Genomic DNA, 18,922 nt, shown 5'->3' with positions numbered 1-18,922 from the left:
AAAATAACAGTACTTCTTAAGTAACGTTACGCAAATAGTAATCCCTAATTTAGGTTTTTACGCTCTTGGTCTACCTACTATTCTTATTCAAATCTATACATACTTATCGTCGTAGTGTCTTTTTAAACAAATTAATTTTTTCCGATTTCGTTCGGGTATCTTTCAGCATTTCACAGATATAAACTTAAAAAATTGATTTTCAACCCCATAAAAACAAGAGACTGGAATATTTACTAAATTAGTTGCTTACACACGAAACTAATTATTTAGAACAACGTTGTACAGAATTATAAAAAATGACTGAAATCGCAATATTAACAGAAAGATTAAAATTAAGATTTATTGAATTGACGGATTTAAATGCCATTCATAAATTACATTCTTTACCTGAAACAGATCAATTCAACGCTCTAGGAATTCCAGAAAACAGCGAAGCAACACAAACTATAATTGAACCCTGGATTGCTGAAAACAAATTAAACAAAATAAAGAATTACACCTTTGCTATTGAAAACAGGTTGGATGAAGAATTCATCGGATTATTTGGACTAAAACTCGGGAACGAAAAATATAAACGAGGAGAAGTTTGGTATAAAATACATTCCGACCACTGGAAAAAAGGGTATGCAACAGAAGCTTTAAAAGCAGTAATACACTTCGGGTTTGAAAATCTTAAACTGCATCGTATAGAAGCTGGATGCGCTGTAGAAAACATTGGTTCGTTTAAAGTTTTGGAAAAATCTGGAATGATTAGAGAAGGTAGACTCAGACAAGTATTACCCTTAAAATCGGGCTGGTCGGATAATTTCGAATATTCAATACTTGAAACTGACGATAGAAAAAAATAAATAGCACAAAAACGGAGACCCTTCAAATTGAAATCTAACGGAATATTAAATTAAATATAACGCTCTAAATACTGAAACAGTAAAATTAATATTAAGGCAAAAAGACGAGAAATTAATTACCTACTTCGCTCCTACTTGGAAAATCCAGTGAATTTCCCTCTGCTTCGTTTTCTTTTACTAATTTAGTTGCTAGTCAACGCAACTAAGCATACACGAGTAATTATCAACAAATGACTTCCAACACTATTCCAATTGAATTAAGAAATTTTATAGATTCAGAAAAAACTGATTTTATAGTTAAAAGCCGAAGAAATTACCCAAAAAAAAGGGCGTACATGCTTTTGTTTTTTTCATTATTTTGGAATGCATTTATCAGCATTTTTGTACTTGTTTTTATTGTACCCGTAATAATGGGTAAAGAAGTTAATTTTAAAGTTAATGATGAACCAACGACAGCAAGTTTAGAAAATTGGGAACCCTTATTAGTCCCGAGTTTAATCATTGGTTTATTTGTTGCAGTTGGAATTGGATTGTTTATTTGGGCATTGATTATCTTTTTTCAAAAAGGAGGTTATTTTGTTGGAACTGAAACTCGATTTATAAAGTATAGAAACGGAGAATTCACAGTTAAAGATTGGGAACAATTTTCTGGAAATATTAAAATTAAAACAATCTCGGGAAATTTGGAACTCGAATTAAGAACAGGGAAAATGAAAAGCAAAAATAAAGGTCCGAACAAATTTGTACCTGACATCATTTATATTTCTGAAGTTCCCAATGTATTTGACATTGAAAAAAAATGCAGAATTAGAATAAAAGAGAATGACCCGACTCCAAAAACAGTACCCGCTTATGACTAAGTATATGGGCTGCTAATAAACCAACGCCACACCAGAGTGTTCACTGTTGCTTTTAGGTGAGAAAAAAAAAGCACGATGACTTATGTGTTTTTAATGTAAAACAATAGACTTCCAAGCAACAAGATTTATTAAAACAAGAGCCATAAATAATGACTCCTTCTAGTGGAGTTCTAAAAATACTCACATACTTTAAATCTCTATTTTATTTATTAACTTTAGTGCTTAAACCAAGCAACTTATCTTACACACCACGGTGTGCTTCATAAAACTATAATGATCGAAATACGAAAAAAAAACAAACGAAATATATTACCTCTTTTACTTACTTTATTTATAGCTGTTTTTATTAATGGATGTGATTTTTTTAAACCGCAAACCACTTTCCGGCTAGCAATTCCTAAAGGTGATTTTTCGTATTCAACTTCTGCTAAGCATTTAAAATATTTCTTAGAAAAAGGTGGCTATAAAATAAATATTATAGAAACCGAAAACGCCATTGCAGCCAATAAACTAGTCGCAAAAGGAGATGCCGACTTAACTTTTATAATGAACAACAGTGATTTTATACCACAAGTTCTAGATAGTAATGCTGGCAAACTAAGAACTATAACTCCAATATTCGAGCGATTATTTTTTCTTTTTTCTAAAAAAGAATATAATGATTCTTTAAATACCAGACAATTATTAGAAGGTCGCAGGATTGGAATAGAAGTTTTAAATGGAGAAACTCACGCCAATTTAAATAGATTAATTAACATCTCTAAAATAGAGCATGTAGATATAGTAAGCCAAGATGATGATCCTGATTTTATTCACTTTTGGGGAACATATTATGGTCCGAGGGCAGACAAACTTTTAGCTAATAACTGGCATGAAGTTTCATTGAAACAAGATATGATAGATTTTATATGCCTTAACGACCCCGCTTTAACTCCATTTACACTTCCTGCACTTCCTGGAGTAAAAGGTTCCGAAGACATTAACACTTTTGCTGTTCAAACCTACCTTGTGGGAAATTCTAATTTAGGAGAAAAAACCATTTATAATCTGAGTTCTTATATTCTAGAACATCGATTAGATTTAATGGGATATGATGTCATGTATAGTTCTGCCAATGAGTCAATAGATGTACCTGCACTATTATACCCAATTCACACGGGTACAGATGCTTATTTTAGAAGAGACGAACCTACTTTTTTCGAAAGATATGCAGATGTTCTTGCCCTTGCATTTTCCATAGGTGCTATTGTATTTGGATTAATTCAGACCATACGAAATAGGTTGCAAACGATTAGAAAAGAACGTATTGATTTATATTTCATAGAATATATAAGAATTAGGTCAGAAAAAAATACTGACGATATTACTAAGAAAAACTTAGATGATTTACATCAACGTGCACTAATACAAATGACGAAAGAAAAATTAGATAAAGACGATTTTAATATTTTCTCTAGACTTATTCAACAGGAATTAAATAATTTTAGACAATCATAAATTCCTAAAGAATATCGGCAGTATTAAAGCAAGAGTACGAATCAAAACGTGATTTTTTTAAGGCATTTCACATCTAATTATTCTGAAATAGCACAAAAAAAAGTAGAATAACTATTGAAGACATATAAATTCCGAATAAAAATGCAACTATTTTAGTCGGTTCAGATTTACCTGAAATACTTGTTGGTCACTTCATCGTGAATTAATTCAACTATCGAATACAAGCTTATCATACTTTGATATTTTGATATTTTGATATTTTGAGAACAGCTAGTTTATACCGTGCACAATATTATAAATTAGACACGATATATCATTCTCAAAAACATGAAAAAGCAGCTGATTTATATTTTTGTCGAAAAACATTTTAGTAGGTATTAAAAATACAAACAACATTTTTGAGATCATAGATAATGGCATTTTCTTAGGTTTTGAATATTTTAAAATCATCTATAAAAAATTAAAAGAAAGAAGACTCAGTATTACTATGACTTTAAAATTAGTGTAACATATACTAATACACAGCAACATAATTGGCTAAAATTAAATGAACAGTTCACTATTAGCTATTAAACATTAAAATTAAGACAGCTTAATCCACGCTTTCGGTAAAGCATAAAATAGTAATTAGGTCTGATTATTTTTCCCTAAATTAGTAATCGAGACTCACACTGTCTCATATACAAACACCTTATAACAAATGAAAATGGACTACGATTATGTTATAGTTGGAAGTGGTTTTGGGGGCTCTGTAAGTGCTTTAAGGTTATCAAAAAAAGGGTACAAAGTTTTAGTCATTGAAAAAGGAAAATGGTTTAAGGCTAAAGATTTCCCTAAAACAAACTGGAATTTCAGAAAATGGCTATGGATGCCTAGCTTACGTTTCTTTGGTATTATGAAGTTAACTATCTTTAAACATGTAGCAATTCTATCTGGCACAGGTGTTGGTGGAGGCTCACTAGTGTATGCCAATACACTACCTATACCTAAATCAACATTTTTTAAGACGGGTAGTTGGAGCAAACTAAATGATTGGGAAACGGAATTAGAACCTTATTATAAGTTGGCTTTAAAAATGCTTGGTGCAGCTAAAAACCCCAAGTTATTTGATGGAGATATTGGGTTAAAAAAGGTGGCTGAAAAACTTAATATGGAAGATAAGTTTAACGCTACAAATGTTGCCGTATATTTTGGAGAAGAAAATATAACCAAAGACGACCCCTATTTTGAAGGCTTGGGACCAGAAAGAACAGGTTGTAATTTTTGTGGTGCATGTATGACAGGTTGTAGAAATAATTCTAAAAATACTTTAGATAAAAACTATTTATATTTAGCACAAAAATATGGTGCTGAAATTTTATCAGAACATGAGGTTTACAATGTTAAACCAATACATAAATTAGATGGTGCAGATGGTTATGAAATAGCACTAAAAACAAGCACCAAAGTATTTACAAAAAGAAAGAAAATTAAAAGTCAAGCTGTCATTTTTTCTGGAGGAGTTTTGGGTACCATCAAACTATTACTTAAATTAAAGACGACCTCCTTGCCTAATATTTCTAATAGATTAGGCCAAGATATCAGAACTAATAATGAAACTTTAGTGAGTGTTTCTAGTCTTGAAAAAGATAAAAATTATTCTAAAGGTGTGGCCATTGGAAGTATTTTAGAACCGGACGAGAATAGCCACCTGGAAATAGTTAGGTACGCAGAAGGCTCTAATGCATGGAAATTAATTCATCTGCCTTATGTTACGGGAAATACTATGATCTCTCGTTTAGCAAAAATTGCTATGGCCTTAATAAAATCTCCAATCAAATATTTTAAAATTTATATTGTTAACAGCTGGGCAAAAAAAACAGTAGTACTTCTTTTTATGCAAACCTTAGATAGCACACTTAAGTTTAAGAGAAACATTTTTGGTTTTATGAATTCGACGGTTAGTACAGGTAAAAAACCGACACCTTTTATTCCAGAATCTGTTAAATTAATTAAAGAATATAGTCAGGCCGTAAATGGCGTAAGTACTTCATTCGCATTGGAAACAATAGCTGGTATTCCTTCAACAGCCCATGTTTTGGGAGGTGCTGTTATGGGAGCAAATGCATCTGAAGGTGTTATTGATAAAGACAACAAAATCTTTGGCTATCAGAATCTTTATATTATTGATGGTTCCATGATTTCTGCAAACCCTGGAGTAAATCCATCTTTATCAATAACAGCAATTGCAGAGCGAGCAATGAATCAAATACCTAATAAAAAAGAATTAAATTAGATTAAAAACTTCAAAATAATAAAGTTTAAATACTGAAATCCAGTGAGGTACTTCATTAAAATTTTAAAAATAATTTCAGCGTTTACTATACTTATTATACTAGGTATAGTGGTCTTATATGGTCATCGAGATATTCCGATAAACGAATTAAAACCCAAGTACACCAATGCAGCATCATCATTTATTTCTATTGATGGAATGGATGTACATTTTCGTGACGAGGGAAATCAAACAGACTCCATTCCAATCGTACTTATTCACGGAACCGCATCTAGTTTACATACATTTGATGCGTGGACCAGCAGCCTTAAAACCACTAATCGGGTAATTAGAATGGATCTTCCTGCATTTGGATTAACGGGACCATTTCCAGATCGCAACTACTCTATTACTCATTATACAACCTTCTTAAAGGATTTCTTGACGGCCTTAAATATTAAACAATGCATACTGGTTGGTAATTCTTTAGGAGGAGAAATAGCATGGAACTTTACCTTAGAGCAACCAGATATGGTGAAAAAGTTGATTTTAATAGATGCTGTAGGATATCCCATTAATTCAACGAGTGTCCCAATTGCTTTTAAACTAGGTCAGACTCCTGTAATTAATAAGTTACTTACCTATATTACGCCTCGTTTTATGGTTAGATCCAGTGTTGAAAATGTATATTTCGATACTTCAAAAGTTACAGACTCATTAGTTGAAAGGTATTTTGAACTTACCCTCAGAGCTGGTAACCGCCAAGCATTTGTAGATCGAATTAAAACACCAACAACTACTAATTACACAGAAATCAAAAATATTACACAACCCACACTTATACTTTGGGGTAATCAGGATTTATTAATAACTAAGGAAAATGCATATAAATTTCAGGAGAATCTACCAAATAACACATTAGTTATATTGGACAACACAGGCCATACACCAATGGAAGAAAGCCCTATTGAAAGCCTAGAGCCTGTGATAAATTTTATAAATAAGTAAAAAAATACCCAACGTTCATCACAATTAAATATTTCAAAAAGTAGCATTTAAAGCACTCAAAATTTACCAATCAGCTTATTCACTAAGCACATTGCCTCTGCACTCTCACTAAAGCATACCTATTTAATTGCTTATGCTGTATATTCATGGAAAAATCCCTCAGATTTTCCTTTGGTGTATTTCCTTTTACTAATTTAGTTGAGAAACCACTCAACTCACAAAAAAACACTACACACCAATCCATATGAAACCAATATTTATAGTTTTTACAGTAATGATGATTTGGTTCCAATCTTACGGACAAAAACCAAGAGCAAGAGATTTAGGCGTACCATTTGTTGGTACTACAGGAACATTCAATGCGATTACAGATGTAAAAGGAGTTGAAGTTGGATATAGCACAATTATTTCAGGAGAAGGAGAAAATCTAGTTGGCAAAGGACCTATTAGAACTGGTGTTACTGCCATTTTTCCGAGAGGGAAAGCTAAAAAATTCAGCCCGGTTTATGCCAACTGGTACAGTCTAAATGGCAATGGAGAAATGACTGGTACAACTTGGGTTACTGAATCTGGTTTTTTGGAAACTCCAATTATGATAACCAATACTAATAGTGTTGGTGTTGTGCGTGACGCCGTATTGAAATGGTATGTAGATACGGATTGGTATAGTGGAGAAGATTGGTGGTACACGTATCCTGTGGTTGCCGAAACCTATGATGGTTTTCTTAATGACATCTATGGATTTCACGTTAATGAAACTCATGTTTTAGAAGCGATTAATAATTCTTCTGCCGGTGAAATTGCTGAAGGAAATGTTGGTGGAGGAACTGGAATGATGTGTTTGGGTTTTAAAGGAGGAACAGGAACTTCTTCGAGAGTTTTTAAAATCAAAGATTCAACTTATACTGTGGGTGCCATTGTGCAATCTAATTTTGGAGCCAAAAGAAACTTATCGATCGCAGGTGTTCCCGTTGGAATTGAATTAAAAGACACCTTAAATTATATATTCAATGCTCCACCAAAATCAAGGAGACAAGAAGGAGATGGTTCAATAATTGTAATTATAGCAACAGATGTCCCACTATTACCACATCAATTAAAAAGAATTACTCAAAGAATTCCTTTAGGAGTTGGTATTGTAGGAGGTCGAGGAAGTAATGGCTCTGGAGATATTTTTTTAGCCTTCTCTACTGCGAATGAAAATGCATTTAATCGGGACGAAACTACAACTGTAAAATCGATGCCAAATGATTTATTAATGCCTGTTTTTGAAGCCACAGTTCAGGCTGTTGAAGAAGCTATTATTAATGCAATGGTAGCTGCAGAAACGATGGAAGGCATTAACGGAAATAAAGCTTATGCTTTACCACACGATTTATTAATTAAAACCTTGAAAAAATATAATCGCCTGAACGAATAACGAAGTAAACTAGTCGCGTTTAATCGAAAGGAATTCCTCCAGATTCTACTTAGAGTATAGTTGGTTTAAAAAAATATTTAATTAATTCTACTAACCTTATTACGGAAATCTTCAAGGATTTTATTTAACCATTTCTAAAATATCTTAGCAACAAGATTAAAAAAATGCAGACGAAATTAGAACAACTTCAAAATCGCGGATTTATAGAAGACGAAATTGAATCAAGATTTACAACTATTTCGTTTGACAAAAAAATTGAATTATTAGAAAGCAAAATAGCAACTGAACGGACTTTAGGTGCAAGGTTACTAAAAAACAATAAAACTAAAAAAACAGTCGAATATCTTATAAAAGCTTTAAAAACAGAAAAAAAACTCTATTCAAAAATCGAGATTTGTAATACTCTATCCCAACCCAATGAAATTGCAATACATCCGCTAATAAAATGTTTATCTACAATCGGTTCTAATCAACATAAGTCTATACCTGAAAAAGAATTTTTAAAAGACAGCTATCCTTTACCTAGAGATATTGCAAGTCGAACTTTGATAAGGATAGGAAATAAAGCTATCCCCGAATTGTTAAAAGAATTGGAAACAAATGACAAGGATTTTTTAAGCGAACTTATTGATACTATTGGACACATAAATTTCTATTCTAAAACAGAAAATATCTACGAACCTTTAGCTTCTTGTTACAACCGTAATATAACTGAAGATCTAATAAAGTGGAAAATAATTCGAGCTTTTAGTGGAATACATGAAAGTAAAACGTTTTTAAAAAAGCTATACTCGGAAATAGAAAACGAAAGACTAAAAAAGGAAATATACAGGAGTTTATGGTTAATAGAACAGAGAAACCCTATTCTCTAAACGCGTAAATTAATAATGAGCACGAAAATCTACAACATAAATAAAATCATTCCTGCTTCAGTGAGCTATTAAATTGTCAATGTTGTTTGCTAGTCTGTCAAATTTACGATTCATAGTCGGCCAAAATCTAAATAATTAGTCTTTTAACTAATTAACAAAACATAAACATACTAACTAGTATTTTTTATTATGTTTGTAACATGCAACAAGACCTAAAATCTGAAAACACTAAACAACTTATTATAAATAAGGCTTTTAATTTATTTTACGAACATGGATTTAAAACAACCAGTATCGATAAAATAATGAAGGAAACCACATTGAGTAAAGGTGCTTTTTATCATCATTATAAAAGCAAGAAAGAATTAGGCTTAGAAGTGATTAGCTTAAAAGTAGAAAAAAGAGTTATTAAAGGAATGATTTTACCATTAAAAGAATCTGGTAATGCCTTTCAAATACTTGAGGAGGTTTTTATAAATCGTTTAAAAGAATTTTCTATTTACGACAAGCAACACGGTTGTCCGATGAATAATTTAATTAACGAAATTGGCAACAACGAAATTGCTTATCAAAAAGCACTTAAAAATATTATTGAACTATGGAAAACAGCCTTGATTAAACTTATTGAAAGAGGAAAATTCGAAAATTCAATAAAAAAAGAGGTTACAAGTAATGCTGTTGCTATGTATTTAATAAGTGCTTTTGAAGGGATTAGAGGCATTAGAAAATTATATGATAATGACTCTGTTTTAGAAGAGTATTTATCTGGTCTTTCTTTTTACTTGAAACAAATAAAAGTTTAATTTTTTTTAACTATAAACATACCTAATAGTATGTTTTATAAATCATCTATAATATGAAAAACGAAAGAAGAGATTTTATTAAAAAATCCACCTTATTAGGAGTAGGGCTTGCGACAACTTCACACATGGGAACTGCTGCAAATGTTGCAGAAAAAACAAAAATAATAGTAAGTACAAGGCCAAAAGTATTGTTTTTTGATGTAAACGAAACACTATTGGACTTAACGGCTATGAAAGACAGTGTTGGAAAAGCACTAGGAAATAGAAATGATTTATTACCGCTATGGTTTACAACGATGCTACAATATTCATTAGTAACAACAGTTGGCGGACAATACAATGATTTTGGAATAATTGGTGCAGCGGCATTGCAAATGGTAGCAGCTAATAACAATATTACTTTAACAGAAACCCAGGCCAGAGAAGCCATACTTACACCAATACGTTCTTTACCTGCCCATCCAGAAGTAAAACCATCATTATTAAGATTGAAAAATGCGGGTTATAAGCTGGTTTCATTTACTAATTCTTCAAACAAAGGTGTCGAAACTCAATTTAAAAATGCCGGACTAACAGATTATTTTGACGAACGCTTAAGTATAGAGGATATCGGAAAATTTAAACCAGATACAGATGCTTACAATTGGGCTGCAAGAAAAATGGGTATTGCACCAAGCGAGAGTTTATTAGTAGCAGCACATGGTTGGGATATTGCTGGTGCCATTTGGGCTGGCTGGAGAACGGCTTTTATAAGTAGACCAGGTGCTCAATTATACCCGCTTGCTCCAAAACCTGAAATAAATGAAATGAATTTAGAATTAGTTACAAATAGATTAATTGCTTTAAAATAAGATAAAAAAATCATCCATCAAACTATTAACATTGTATCCATATTAGTACTTTTATTTTTTGCCTTTCCTAAATTAATAGGATCATCACAAAGCGTTAATGGCTTTATTCAATTTGAAAATGTCATGGGAATAAATGTGACTTTTTTTTTAGAATTTTTACAGGTATATCAGAATTTGCAATGGTTATTTTAATCCTTGTGTACGTCTTTACAAACAATAAAAGTGTAGGGAAAATTGCTTACCTTTTTTTATTAGCAACCATATTAATAGGCTTAGCTATAGCGTTTTTTGTTATTTCAGAACCTGTTTTTCTTTTGGTTGTAATAGCCATTATTTTATCAATATGTTCAGTTTATAAATTAAAATCAATATAAAATCATGAATAATCTAGACAACAAAGTCATCTTAGTTACTGGTTCATCTAAAGGAATTGGAAAAGAAGTAGCTATTCTGTTAGCGAAAAATGGTGCGAAAATTATTGTTAATCATTCTAACAGCCAAAAAGAAGCAGAAGCTACAGTTGAAGAGATTATAAAAAATGGCGGAGAAGCTATAGCTATAAAAGCAGATGTGAGTGATAGGAATCAAGTCACACAATTATTCGACAAAGCGTTAGAAGTTTTTGGAAAAATTGATGTTTTGGTGAACAATGCAGGGGTTATGATTTCTAAAAAATTAAAAGATAATACCCAAGAAGACTTCACAAAACAATTTGAAGTTAATGTAAGAGGTGTTTTTAATACATTACAAGAAGCAGATAGCAAATTGGCAGACCATGGTATTATTATCAATTTTTCATCTAGCACTACAAAATTAATGCTACCAACTTATGCAATCTATTCAGCAACAAAAGCAGCGGTAGAACAAATGACTAGAGTGTTTTCTAAAGAAATAGGAAGAGGAATTTCTGTAAATGCTATTGCTCCTGGAGCGACTGAAACAGAACTTTTTATGACAGGAAAATCTCAAGAACAAATTGACAAACTAAGTAGTATGAATGCTTTTAATCGATTAGCAAAGCCTATAGATATTGCGAGAGTAGTATTATTCTTAGCGAGTGATGATTCTAAATGGATTTCTGGTCAGGTTATAGGAGCTAATGGAGCACTAGTATAGCACTAAAAAAATCTCAGATTAAGTATTAATCTGAGATTTTAAACTTTTCAATTCAGGAGATACTGCTCAATACTTCAGTTTTAAGTGTATCATCTATAACACTCCTACCCTTTTCGTATGTTGTTATAAACACTATAAGCATATAAATTATGTCCAAATTTCAAGAATTAATAGGCACTCAGAAATGGGCTCTTTCTCCTCTTAATCCATTTTATCACTTCATACCAAATAACAGATAAAAAACCTATACCACTACTTATAAATATAAGTGTAGAATTCAATATTTCGAATTGAAAAAACTGATTAAATGGTTTTACAAACAATAGCAATGCGGTAATAAAAATAGTAATACCAATAACTAAAGGAATTAATTTATTTTTATACTTAATGGTCGTAAAAACTGAATAATAAAAAGAACGATTTACAACTGTTAGAAATATGTTGGCCGACATTAAAACCGTAAACACCATTGTTCTGGTAATAGATTCGTTATAACCTTGCAACACTGCATACTGATATGCAATAAGTACTCCAGTCGTTATCATTAAGCCTTGAATTACACTTGTGGTTAGCTCTTTCCAATTAAAAAATTTAGTGGTAAACGGACGTGGTTTTTGATGCATTGATTTTTTTTCCATGGGTTCGTTTTCATAAATTATAGAGCACGTTGGTCCCATTATTAATTCTAATAAAATAATATGAATTGGAGACAAGATATTTGGATAGACCCAACCTAATACCAACGGAATGAAAACCGTTAGAATTATAGGAATATGAATAGAGATGATATACTGAATGGCCTTTTTTAAATTACTATAAATTTTTCTTCCCATAGCTACAGCATCCACCATTTTGGACAAGTCATCATCAACCAATATCAATGATGCTGAATCTTTTGCTATTTCAGTTCCTTTTTTACCCATTGCAATGCCAATGTGTGCCGTTTTTAATGCTGGCCCATCATTTACCCCATCGCCTACCATGGCAACCACTTCTCCATTTAACTTTAATGCATTGATGATTTTCAATTTAGCATCTGGAAACATTCGAGTAAATATTTGATTTTCTGAAACTGTTTTTCGCAATTCTGAATCAGGTATTTTCATTAACTCATCTCCAGAAATACTGTGCTCATACCCTCGAAAGCCAATTTGTTTTGCAATAGCCAAAGTGGTTGCTGCATTGTCGCCAGTAATTATCTTTACATTAATTCCGGCTGTATTAAAATCTTCAAAAACAGATTGAATATTTTGTTTTGGAGGATCATAAAAAGCAACCAAACCTTTAAAATCGAATTTAAAATCTTGCTGTTTAAAGGGAAAATTATCACCATTAAAAGTTGTTTGACCAACTCCTAAAACACGGTAACCATCATGAGCCAAAATGTTTATGGCGTGTTCAATTTCTTTTTTTTCAAAAGATGTCAGATCAGAGACACTTAGCATAGCTTCTGGCGCTCCTTTAGCAGCGATGATGCGATTAGCTGAATCATCCTGAAAAATATGCGTCATCATAGGAGGTTTCCCTTCTAAAGGATATTCGTGAAACATTTTATAGTTTGGTCGTTCATCTAATGCAAAGAATCTTGTATAACTTTTATGCAAGGCTATTTCCATAAGATCGAATGGAATGGGTTCACTTGCCCACATCGCAATTCGTATAAGCTCTTTTTCTTCTTTAGTTATGTCCGCTTTAATCGAACTAATTTGTTTATCAGTAAAACTATAAAGCTTAGCAAGCGTCATTTTATTTTCGGTAATTGTACCTGTTTTATCCGTACAGATTACTGTAGCACTTCCTAATGTTTCAACCGTTTTCATCTGTTTTACTACAATTCCCATTTTCATAAGTCTCCAAGCACCCATTGCCATAAAAGTTGTAAAAGCAACCGGAATTTCTTCTGGTAATATACTCATAGCAAGCGTTAGTGCTTTCAACAAACTATCTAATACATTATAGGATTTTAAATAATTTATAGCCCAAACCAGTACAAAAATGGCAATACCTACAATAACCATTTTCTTTACAAAATTGTTGATTTGTAATTCTAATGGTGTCTTTTCTTCTAATACATTTTCAAGACTTTTACCTATTTTACCAAGCTTGGTTTCATTACCAATATGGGTTACCGTTGCAATAGCTAATCCACTAGCTATCATTGTACCCATATAAATTATATTACTATCTGTTGTTTGATTTTTATAGACCGAAAAAGATTCTCCAGTAAGAATAGATTCGTTTACAGAGAAATCATTAGAATGGACAATAATACCATCTGCAGGAATTGTCGTACCTTCTTCCACCATCATATAATCTCCAATAACCAATTCTGAACTCTTAATTTCGTTTACTTTACCTTGACGTATAACCTTGCAATTTGGTTGTGTATAAATTTCCAATTTTGCCAAAGCATCCCGACTTCTAGAATCCTGATACAACGAAATTGCAGAAACTAAAACAATAGCCATGGCTAAAAATACACCGTCTCCAATATTTCCTGTAATAAAATAGATTGAAGTAGTAACCAATAATAGAATAACCATTGGTTCCTTAATTAGATTCTTTAGGATATACAGAAACCCACTTTCCTTCTTAAAATTTAAGATATTTTGTCCATGCGCTTTACGTGCTTCCAAAACTTGATTATCTGTAAGACCTTTTATGTCGTAGTTTTCAATGACCATGTATAGCATTTATGAAATGAAAATAAATATTTTTTTTTACCAACCATCCTCGACGCAGAACCATAGCCGTATTTCACTTGTTTTATTTTAACATTAGAGTCAAAAACCAAAAATCTGTATTTTAGATTCCTGACTACGTAGGAATGACAGTTTCTTTTGTAAAACAATGTAAACAGTTTTAAAAAATAAACGCATTACAATTACAATATGGAATTGACTTTGAATTACGGACAGGTATCATTAAAACAAAGCACAATTAACTTTTTAAAATACTTCCTGTATAGTTAAAAACTACTGACTTAAATTCTAAAAAATCAATAAAAAACATCTCAAAATGGGCTTTTAGTGACTCGTGATTCTTTAAACAAAAGGCGACACAAGTCAAGTCATCACATTCTATCATATCTCGCATTTTATTTTCGTGACTTTCAATTATTTCCCTAATATTATTAAACCCTCTTGTCTTTGTTTTAATTTGATGTTTAAACTTGTGCAAATTTTCTAAATGGTTTAGATAATTTGTTTCAAAGACATCAGAATTTAGTAACCGATTAATAAATGAAATTTCAGTTTCTGTAAACTCGATAATTGATTTCTACCATAAAACATCTTTATAAAATTTTAATAGGGATTCTTCTGTGGTATCATTTGGACTATTCATTTTTTTCATGTTTTATACTATAAAATAACTGCTGACAATTCTAAAAACGAACTACTCATTACACAATTGTTTTATTTCGTTATTAATTTTTTTTTTTCTGATTTCTGAAATTCCTAAATAATCTAAATAGAAATCATCCTTATGCAACTGTTTACACAATACAACATCTCGAGTTAGTAAAAACTGTTTTTCTTTTGTAGTTAAAAGCGTTAAAGATGTGATTGGATACAAACCAATGCGATCTATACGCTCTCTTATCGAATTCCCTTCAGGATAATCCCAACTTAACAAGTATAACCCAACACATTTACCATATTGAATAGCATCTTTTGTAAAACGCGTATTGGTAACCACCCATCCTTCGTTGGGAACCGAATTTGGATCTTCATTATTTTTATACTGTGCAACAATATCTTGATATCTTGAGTTTATATACAATGGGATTTTAACATCACAATTGCGACCTTCTTCACCATGGAATTTACACTCTGCAACAATATAATGTTTGTCTTTTTTGGCAATCACATCTACTTCGTGAGAGACACATTTACCTTGCATAATTTGATCTACTTCTATAGTATATCCTGAGTATTGTAGTAGAGCACCAATAAATTTCTCGAAAGGAAACCCCGTTGGTCCCAGTTCATAAATGGCTTTTTTTAATTTGTATTTTGAAGCTAATACACCTTTTTTATTTTTCAATAAACTATAAGCGCGATTATAAATTTCTTTAGTAGAAATGCCTTGATATAATTCGTTTTTTACTACGCTTAAAACAGACTCTACGGTTTCCTCGTCTGCCCCACTTCGCGTTAAAGAATTTTTAAGTTTATGAAATGAAAATTTAACGTTCTCTCCAGATGATTTTATAATATTAAAGTCTTGATTCCCATTCATAATCGAAGGTATATTAATAGTTAATTTGATTTATAAAACCACTCAAAATCAGCTCACTATCAAATATAAAATTTTCTTAAAGAGTTTACAATGATAATTGTCAGTACAAAAACAATACTAAATACAATAAAAAAAGCCCTAATCTTATTCAAATTAGGGCTGCATGTAAATTTTTATAAATTAACTTATAAGTTCAAGCTGATCTAGATCTATAATCCTTATATATTGCTTATCTACTTCTATATACCCTGCTTTTTTAAATTCAGACAATGTGCGAATTAGAGTCTCTGAGGCAATGCCAGCGACACTCGCTAAATCTGTTCTTAAAATGTGCATATTTTCGTTAGATTTTTTATTGAATGCTTTCGCAAAATATAATAAAGATTGAGCTGTTTTTCTACGAACAGAACCGTAAGCCATATGTAATAATTGTTCTTTTATTTCTTCAATATTTTTATTTAGCATCTCCATTAACTCAAGCGAAATGCTTTGGTGTTCACCCAATATTTGATTGAGTACTATTTTGGGTATTCCTGCAAGTTGTACATCATTTAAGGCTGTAGCAGATTCGTGATAAATTGTGTTATTATCGAAAGAGGCGAAACCTAAAAATTCATCTGGTTTATAAAGTGCGGTTGTAAGCACTTTACCTTTTTCGTCTACTCTAAAGCATTTTACAACGCCTTTTAATATTAAATACACTTTATTTGAATGATCTCCATAATTATAGATAGTTTCGCCGTCTTTATAATTTGAGAGTTCTCCTTTGTCATCAAAAAAGTTTTTAAGTTCGTTTAAATTATGAATATCACTTTCAGCATCTATTTTAGATAAACGACGTTCTTTATCAAGAACTCTGGACATTATTGCCGACTTTTCTAAACGTTTCTTTATGGTAGAAATTAAACTATCTTCAGTAAACGGTTTTGTAATATAATCGTCTGCACCAAAATCTATCCCTCTGTTAATATTCGTAATGGCTGTTTTTCCAGATAGAAATATAAAAGGAATATAATTAGTAGCATGATGGCTAGATAGCATTTCTAAAACATCATAACCATCAGATTCCGACATCATAATATTACAAAGAATCACATCAGGTTTAAATTCTACAACGTGTTCTATTCCAAATTTTCCGTTCGTTGCTTTAATAACATTATAACCTTCTAATTCTAAAAAACCTATCGTGTTTTCTAATAACGTTCTATCATCTTCTATTAAGAATATCGTTTTTTTCATTAACCTAATTTTGTATAAACCTGAACAATAAATAATTGCCAAATTTTTATTGTTTTTCTAATTTACCTCATTTATATTGATATATCAATTTCTAGTTAGGTAAATGATGATATATTAATCGTTTAAACACAAATCCCCCGAATTTAAATTTTACTGAATTTTGAAGTACTTATATCTATCATTTGTATACACATATATCACATCTATTTTGGTGCTTTAAAATATAGGATCTTGATTAAAAAGGTAAAGCAACTCATATCTAATAATAATTGGCTTTACAAATTCAAAATAAACTTAGAAGATAAAGTGTGGTATAGCTAATACTTATATTAACAACCCTGAATTACACCTATGCATTACAGAAAATCGCAACGTTATATCCGTTTCCTTTTAAATTTACTCAAAGCCACAAATGATGAGAAATCTAGTTGTATGATTATTATCATTTCCAATTTCTATTTTGCGTTTTACATTCACATAATCAGTATTAAATAAGTAATTATAACTGAATATAGAATTAGACCTATAGACAATTATAAACATGCACCATCTTAACATGACATTACCTCATTAAAAAACACAAGATTATGCCTAATTTAAAAACCATATTACAAGAAATCTCTGATATAACATATACCATTGAAACGGATTATCCTGAATTATATAAATATTTGGACGAGCAACCTATTACGATTCCTGCTTTTGAACACCCAAATATGAATAAAAAATTAATGAAAGAATATCTTAAAGAATTAAAAGAATTATTGGAGAGCTATGTTGTAACACACCAAAAAGAAAAGTAGCTTTTAATAATTTTAATACACTCAAGCGGTGAATACATTACATGATTCCATTACTAAAGAAGATGGAATTTTCGAAATATCACTTCAAGGATTTAGGGTATTTAGTACTTTTCAGATTAAAGGAAATTAAATATCAAACATTATCATGAAAACAGATACACAAATTAAACAAGATGTGTTAGACGAATTGGTATTTCAACCAAATATAGATGAAACCCAAATTGGTGTGATAGTAAAAAATGGCATAGTAACCCTTACAGGAAGAGTGTTTAGCTATGCCCATAAGATCGCTGCGGAAGAAGCAGTGAAAAAAGTAAAAGGCGTAAAAGCGGTTGCCGAGGATATTGAAGTTGGGTATGATACTAAAGAAGATAGAACCGATACTGAAATCGCAAATGCAATTATAGATGCATTGCTATGGAATACAGCTGTACCAGAAGAAAAAATTAGTGTAAAAGTTGAAGATGGTTATATTTTTTTAACGGGTGAGGTTGACTGGTCTTACCAAAAAGAAGATACAAAACGTGTGATACAAAATTTAGCAGGAGTTAAGGGCATATTTAGCGATATTACCATTAAGAAAACAGATGAAAAACCGTTTCAAATAAAAGAAAGAATAAGCAAAGCTTTTGAACGATCTGTACATATAAATGCCAATAATATTACTATTGAATTTATGGAAGACCATATTATAAAATTAACAGGTAAAGTTCATTCTCTTGTTGAAAAGGAGGAAGCGCAAAAGTCGGCTTTTTATGCTCGAGGAATTTATGAAGTAAAAAATGAATTGGAAGTTATTACATAAACACTAATCATTTAGAAAGACACAGAAAATCATAATTAACAGAAGTTTTATCTGAATACCTATTGCAATAGATTTATAAAAAAGCGAATAATAATCCTATAAGAACCAGTATGCCAAATCCAACTATTAGCTGCCAACGGATAGATTTATCGCAAAATATAATTCCGTAAATCATTTTCAATAAATTAAGACCGTTGCAATATTTAATAATTTTCTAAGTTCCATGTTTTTTAAATGGATTTGACTTACTTTTTATCTTAAAAAAAAGATTTTTGTACTATTTCTTGATTTTATAGGTCTTTCT

The 18,922-nt window shown here is 31.1% G+C and carries 15 protein-coding genes; 12 read left to right on the top strand and 3 right to left on the bottom strand.

The window, feature by feature from the left end; translation table 11 throughout:
• The first annotated feature begins 296 nt into the window (after positions 1-296).
• The 10 genes from R6X41_RS17950 to R6X41_RS17905 all read left to right on the top strand — a co-directional run bounded on the left by R6X41_RS17950 (position 297) and on the right by R6X41_RS17905 (position 11,529).
• Positions 297-848 (top strand): GNAT family N-acetyltransferase, encoded by a 552-nt coding sequence (locus R6X41_RS17950; RefSeq protein WP_318501736.1) that lies wholly within the window; start codon positions 297-299, stop codon positions 846-848.
• Positions 849-1,183: 335 nt separating this feature from the next.
• Positions 1,184-1,708, top strand: coding sequence for a hypothetical protein (locus R6X41_RS17945; RefSeq protein ID WP_318501735.1), 525 nt, complete (start codon positions 1,184-1,186; stop codon positions 1,706-1,708).
• Between the two features lie 273 nt (positions 1,709-1,981).
• Positions 1,982-3,205: a TAXI family TRAP transporter solute-binding subunit gene (locus R6X41_RS17940; RefSeq protein ID WP_318501734.1), complete on the top strand. Its 1,224-nt coding sequence runs from the start codon at positions 1,982-1,984 to the stop codon at positions 3,203-3,205.
• 706 nt (positions 3,206-3,911) lie between these two features.
• Positions 3,912-5,480 carry a GMC oxidoreductase gene (locus tag R6X41_RS17935; protein ID WP_318501761.1) on the top strand — a complete coding sequence of 523 codons (1,569 nt, stop codon included), beginning with the start codon at positions 3,912-3,914 and terminating at the stop codon, positions 5,478-5,480.
• A gap of 42 nt (positions 5,481-5,522) precedes the next feature.
• Positions 5,523-6,467, top strand: coding sequence for an alpha/beta fold hydrolase (locus tag R6X41_RS17930; RefSeq protein WP_318501733.1), 945 nt, complete (start codon positions 5,523-5,525; stop codon positions 6,465-6,467).
• A gap of 244 nt (positions 6,468-6,711) precedes the next feature.
• The gene (locus R6X41_RS17925) at positions 6,712-7,887 is read left to right on the top strand and encodes a DmpA family aminopeptidase (protein ID WP_318501732.1); all 1,176 of its coding nucleotides are present in this window, start codon (positions 6,712-6,714) and stop codon (positions 7,885-7,887) included.
• Positions 7,888-8,051: 164 nt separating this feature from the next.
• Complete coding sequence (locus tag R6X41_RS17920; protein WP_318501731.1) at positions 8,052-8,759, top strand: HEAT repeat domain-containing protein; 708 nt, start codon at positions 8,052-8,054, stop codon at positions 8,757-8,759.
• 200 nt (positions 8,760-8,959) lie between these two features.
• Positions 8,960-9,562, top strand: a complete 603-nt coding sequence (locus tag R6X41_RS17915) for a TetR/AcrR family transcriptional regulator (RefSeq protein WP_318501730.1) — start codon at positions 8,960-8,962, stop codon at positions 9,560-9,562.
• Positions 9,563-9,615: 53 nt separating this feature from the next.
• Positions 9,616-10,413: a haloacid dehalogenase type II gene (locus R6X41_RS17910; protein ID WP_318501729.1), complete on the top strand. Its 798-nt coding sequence runs from the start codon at positions 9,616-9,618 to the stop codon at positions 10,411-10,413.
• Positions 10,414-10,791: 378 nt separating this feature from the next.
• Positions 10,792-11,529, top strand: a complete 738-nt coding sequence (locus tag R6X41_RS17905) for an SDR family oxidoreductase (RefSeq protein ID WP_318501728.1) — start codon at positions 10,792-10,794, stop codon at positions 11,527-11,529.
• Between the two features lie 167 nt (positions 11,530-11,696).
• On the opposite strand, the gene R6X41_RS17900 is transcribed toward R6X41_RS17905, so the two are convergent.
• The 3 genes from R6X41_RS17900 to R6X41_RS17890 form a co-directional block, all read right to left on the bottom strand.
• Positions 11,697-14,213: a cation-translocating P-type ATPase gene (locus tag R6X41_RS17900; protein WP_318501727.1), complete on the bottom strand. Its 2,517-nt coding sequence runs from the start codon at positions 14,211-14,213 to the stop codon at positions 11,697-11,699.
• A 712-nt stretch (positions 14,214-14,925) separates the two neighbouring features.
• Positions 14,926-15,771 (bottom strand): ATP cone domain-containing protein, encoded by an 846-nt coding sequence (locus R6X41_RS17895; RefSeq protein WP_318501726.1) that lies wholly within the window; start codon positions 15,769-15,771, stop codon positions 14,926-14,928.
• Positions 15,772-15,951: 180 nt separating this feature from the next.
• The gene (locus R6X41_RS17890; RefSeq protein ID WP_318501725.1) at positions 15,952-17,010 is read right to left on the bottom strand and encodes a response regulator; all 1,059 of its coding nucleotides are present in this window, start codon (positions 17,008-17,010) and stop codon (positions 15,952-15,954) included.
• A 587-nt stretch (positions 17,011-17,597) separates the two neighbouring features.
• Between R6X41_RS17890 and R6X41_RS17885 the strand changes: the two genes are divergently transcribed.
• Together R6X41_RS17885 and R6X41_RS17880 are read left to right on the top strand one after the other, a co-directional pair.
• Entirely contained in the window at positions 17,598-17,813 is a 216-nt protein-coding gene (locus tag R6X41_RS17885; RefSeq protein ID WP_318501724.1) for a hypothetical protein, read from the top strand.
• Between the two features lie 145 nt (positions 17,814-17,958).
• Positions 17,959-18,618, top strand: a complete 660-nt coding sequence (locus tag R6X41_RS17880) for a BON domain-containing protein (RefSeq protein WP_318501723.1) — start codon at positions 17,959-17,961, stop codon at positions 18,616-18,618.
• Positions 18,619-18,922: the final 304 nt, after the last annotated feature.

The organism is Formosa sejongensis (genome assembly GCF_033447105.1).
Taxonomy (GTDB): Bacteria; Bacteroidota; Bacteroidia; order Flavobacteriales; family Flavobacteriaceae; genus Formosa.
Note: the sequence above shows the minus strand (reverse complement) of the source record. Positions and strands in the feature narration are given on the sequence as shown.

Excerpts from the sequence above, each read along its gene's own strand:
- R6X41_RS17950 (WP_318501736.1), top strand. The coding sequence starts at position 297 with ATGACTGAAATCGCAATATTAACAGAAAGATTAAAATTAAGATTTATT.
- R6X41_RS17945 (WP_318501735.1), top strand. The coding sequence starts at position 1,184 with ATGCTTTTGTTTTTTTCATTATTTTGGAATGCATTTATCAGCATTTTT.
- R6X41_RS17940 (WP_318501734.1), top strand. The coding sequence starts at position 1,982 with ATGATCGAAATACGAAAAAAAAACAAACGAAATATATTACCTCTTTTA.
- R6X41_RS17935 (WP_318501761.1), top strand. The coding sequence starts at position 3,912 with ATGGACTACGATTATGTTATAGTTGGAAGTGGTTTTGGGGGCTCTGTA.
- R6X41_RS17925 (WP_318501732.1), top strand. The coding sequence starts at position 6,712 with ATGAAACCAATATTTATAGTTTTTACAGTAATGATGATTTGGTTCCAA.
- R6X41_RS17920 (WP_318501731.1), top strand. The coding sequence starts at position 8,052 with ATGCAGACGAAATTAGAACAACTTCAAAATCGCGGATTTATAGAAGAC.
- R6X41_RS17915 (WP_318501730.1), top strand. The coding sequence starts at position 8,960 with ATGCAACAAGACCTAAAATCTGAAAACACTAAACAACTTATTATAAAT.
- R6X41_RS17910 (WP_318501729.1), top strand. The coding sequence starts at position 9,616 with ATGAAAAACGAAAGAAGAGATTTTATTAAAAAATCCACCTTATTAGGA.
- R6X41_RS17905 (WP_318501728.1), top strand. The coding sequence starts at position 10,792 with ATGAATAATCTAGACAACAAAGTCATCTTAGTTACTGGTTCATCTAAA.
- R6X41_RS17900 (WP_318501727.1), bottom strand. The coding sequence starts at position 14,213 with ATGGTCATTGAAAACTACGACATAAAAGGTCTTACAGATAATCAAGTT.
- R6X41_RS17895 (WP_318501726.1), bottom strand. The coding sequence starts at position 15,771 with ATGAATGGGAATCAAGACTTTAATATTATAAAATCATCTGGAGAGAAC.
- R6X41_RS17890 (WP_318501725.1), bottom strand. The coding sequence starts at position 17,010 with ATGAAAAAAACGATATTCTTAATAGAAGATGATAGAACGTTATTAGAA.
- R6X41_RS17885 (WP_318501724.1), top strand. The coding sequence starts at position 17,598 with ATGCCTAATTTAAAAACCATATTACAAGAAATCTCTGATATAACATAT.
- R6X41_RS17880 (WP_318501723.1), top strand. The coding sequence starts at position 17,959 with ATGAAAACAGATACACAAATTAAACAAGATGTGTTAGACGAATTGGTA.